Source organism: Pseudanabaena sp. 'Roaring Creek' (genome assembly GCF_001402795.1).
In the GTDB taxonomy this organism is placed as follows: domain Bacteria; phylum Cyanobacteriota; class Cyanobacteriia; order Pseudanabaenales; family Pseudanabaenaceae; genus Pseudanabaena.
Window position 1 is genome coordinate 1 of the sequence record NZ_LIRE01000447.1, and the last position, 3,156, is coordinate 3,156.

General features: G+C 42.3%; 2 protein-coding genes. Both read right to left on the reverse strand.

The features are described from left to right. Positions 1-144 precede the first annotated feature (144 nt). Positions 145-912 (reverse strand): hypothetical protein, encoded by a 768-nt coding sequence (locus tag AC805_RS14475; RefSeq protein WP_055076074.1) that lies wholly within the window; start codon positions 910-912, stop codon positions 145-147. Between the two features lie 445 nt (positions 913-1,357). Further along, a complete protein-coding gene (locus AC805_RS14480) occupies positions 1,358-2,590 on the reverse strand; it encodes an HhoA/HhoB/HtrA family serine endopeptidase (RefSeq protein ID WP_055076075.1) in 1,233 nt (410 codons plus the stop codon). Between the last annotated feature and the right edge of the window lie 566 nt (positions 2,591-3,156).

Below are 3,156 nucleotides of genomic sequence, written 5' to 3' on the forward strand. Positions count from 1 at the left end.
GTATAGCAGTAGCCAGTTATGTTAGGACAAAAACAAAACCCAGAAGAGTGTTGCGGCGCGAAGCGCCGCAACACTCTTCTGGGTTTTATGTCTTAACTTATTTGGCTATAGCTATATTAGGTTTATGTATTAGGTTTATTAAAATTATGCACTCTTAAAAAAACGAATAATTTCTCTAACATGCTCTAAAAATTGACTGTCAGTGCTTAATTGCGCGATCGCTTGTCGGGACTCGCGAACTAGCCGCTCGTGGTCGCTATTGTTGGTGGCACGCAGATCCTCTATGTTAGCGACTAGTTTCGATAAATCTTTACGGGTCTCATCGGCAAACTGTTCGTATTTGGACACCCATGAATAGGGATTGTCCGTATTCAGTTGTGTATTAATTTGGCGCACCAGTTCTTCTAAAGTAGCAAAACGCTGGCGTAACTCCATTATATCTTCTTGCGGATAGTCAATTTGTTGCAAAATTGCCCGCAACCTTTGTGATATGTATTCATAGGCGCTAATAGCAGGTCTTAATATTGTTAATAGAATTGCGGCGATCGCCCCAATATAACCGATCGTGCCCACCCCAGTGGCAGCTAATCCATAGAGGACGATCGCCGAAATGAAATGCAATCCCAAGGCTATCCCCAAGGATCTTTGCGCTAGCGATCGGACATAGGGTAATTGATTCTCATCGACATTAACCCCTCTTTCCTTAGAAATTTTTGCGCGATCGAGTACCGATCTAGACTGGAAGTAAATATTCCAAGGTACGGTAACAATAATAATCAACCAGACAAAAATACTTGCCGCAATTACCCAATCCACAAAATTACCAAAGGGTAAATTGAACCACTGTGTCAGTCCAAATCCTGCAAAAGATAGCAGCAGCAGAGTGACAAGCCAACCAAAAAATTTACTCATACTCCCTTCCCAGTGAAGAATTAGCGTTGCGGCGCTTCGCGCCGCAACGCTAATTCTTGGTTTTTAATGTCTAATTTTATAGCGAGAAGGGAGTATGAGTGATCTAGATAAAGTGAAGGATCTCGTCTCACATTCCTTTTATAGCAATTCACGAAAGCGTTACAACACTTTTGTGAATTGCTATAAACCCCCAAAAGAGGTTTGCCGCGCGGAGCGCGGCAAACCTCTTTTGGGGGGTTTAATTTTGTCCTAACAAGACTGGCGGCGCACAAGCTACTCCCTTCCCACCCAAAGATTAGCAGTGCGGTGCTTCGCACCGCACTGCTAATCTTTGGGTGGGAAGGGAGTAGCTCTTAGGTTGCTATGGCTAAGAACTAGGCATAATGGAAACCCAAGCCAAAGACTTGTGGTGTATGTGCAGCCATTGCCATAAGTCTTTTACCTACTAGTTAGGAAACTTTTGGGGGAATTGAGCGGCTTCAACATTTAACGCTACTACCTGACCGTTTCGCTTAACTTCCATCCGAATTTTGTCACCTACAGCCCGATCCTCTACTAGTTGGGTAACTTGTTCAGCCGTTAAGATATCCTTGTCGTCAAACTTAACAATTACATCACCTCGCTTGGCTCCTGCCAATGCTGCTGGAGAGTTATCAACGACTCTAGTAATCAGAACACCTTTATCTTCCGAAATTTTGACACCAAAATCAGTGTCTTGGTTCACTTGACTCTTTACATTTGCATCAACCGTAACCATTTGAATGCCAAGATAAGCTCGGGTCACTTTACCACTTTGGATCAGTTGCTTGGAAATGCGTTGAGCAGTTTCAATTGGAATTGCAAAGCCCAATCCCTGTGCACCTTGGATAATTGCTGTATTTACACCAATAACTTCGCCATTCTGGTTAAGCAATGGTCCGCCCGAATTACCAGGATTAATCGCGGCATCCGTTTGGATAAAACTAACACGCTTATCTACTCCGATTTGTCCGCTATTGCGACCGATCGCACTGACTATCCCTGCAGTTACAGTATTGTCTAAACCTAGAGGGTTGCCGATCGCGATCGCCCAGTCTCCAGGTTGCAAGCTTACAGAACTACCAAGACTTACAACAGGCAAATTATCTGCCTTAACTTGAACTACAGCTACATCGGTAAGCTCATCGCTACCAATTACTTTCCCCTCAAGCTGGCGGCCATCCTTAAGAACTACAGTAACTTTATCTGCGCCACTTACAACATGGGCATTAGTGATAATGTCACCTTCTTTATTGATGATAAAGCCAGATCCTGTGCCACGTTCTACTCGTTCTTTTGGTAAGCGTTGCAATTGGTCACCAAAGAACTGGCGAAACATAGGATCTTCTAAAAATGCTTCGGGTATTTGTTGGGTATTAGCAACGGTGCGAGATGCGTTAATTCTGACAACGGCGGGACCAGTGCGGTTAACTGCATCCACAATATAATTTCGTGGTACTGGGATCGATTTATTTTTATCACTGTCCTGCGCAATTGCTGGCGATATCGAAGCAACCTGTGTTACGGGAGTAACCACTGTTGTATTGGGGGATCTCACTCCTGACACAACTGCCCAAGCTCCTAAAATCACACCCAACAAAAGCATCGAAGCATAAATCAGAGGTTGCTTGTAACGAGATTTTTTGTTTGAGTCTCTCATATCTATGTTCCGCGACCAATAATATCTTTATTCTACAAAAAATTTTCTATCATTTTAGTCTTTGCTGCTAGACGGTTTACCGTCACATTTCATTAGACCTAATTCTAACAAAAAATACATCACCCATCAGAATTGAATTACCCATTGATCGATAGTAGAAGCAACCAATTTGTGAAGCTGAAAAAATTGCAATCTCGCAGAAACTTAGAAATCCACAAGTCATTTAAGCCGCTATACCTAACTTAAAGCTAGGAGAGACTGCCAACTACTGTGTGAGCGTTAGACTCTTCTAGGTTTTTCTTTTCAACTATATCGAAATATCTAAGATTACTATAGCTCTATAGCAATCCTAAATGGTTTGTGGAAGCGCTCCCCCTTTCAGGGGGCGCTTCCACAAACCCAAAAATCTACAAATAATTTAGGACTGCTGTATATCAGTTTTACTTAACATATAAAACCCAAAATAGAGCTTGCTATAAGAAGCGGCATCATCCATCTTTAATGTTTTATTTGACCTAACTAATACCAATTCACTGAAGTGAGAAAACATTTCAATGAATTATAGC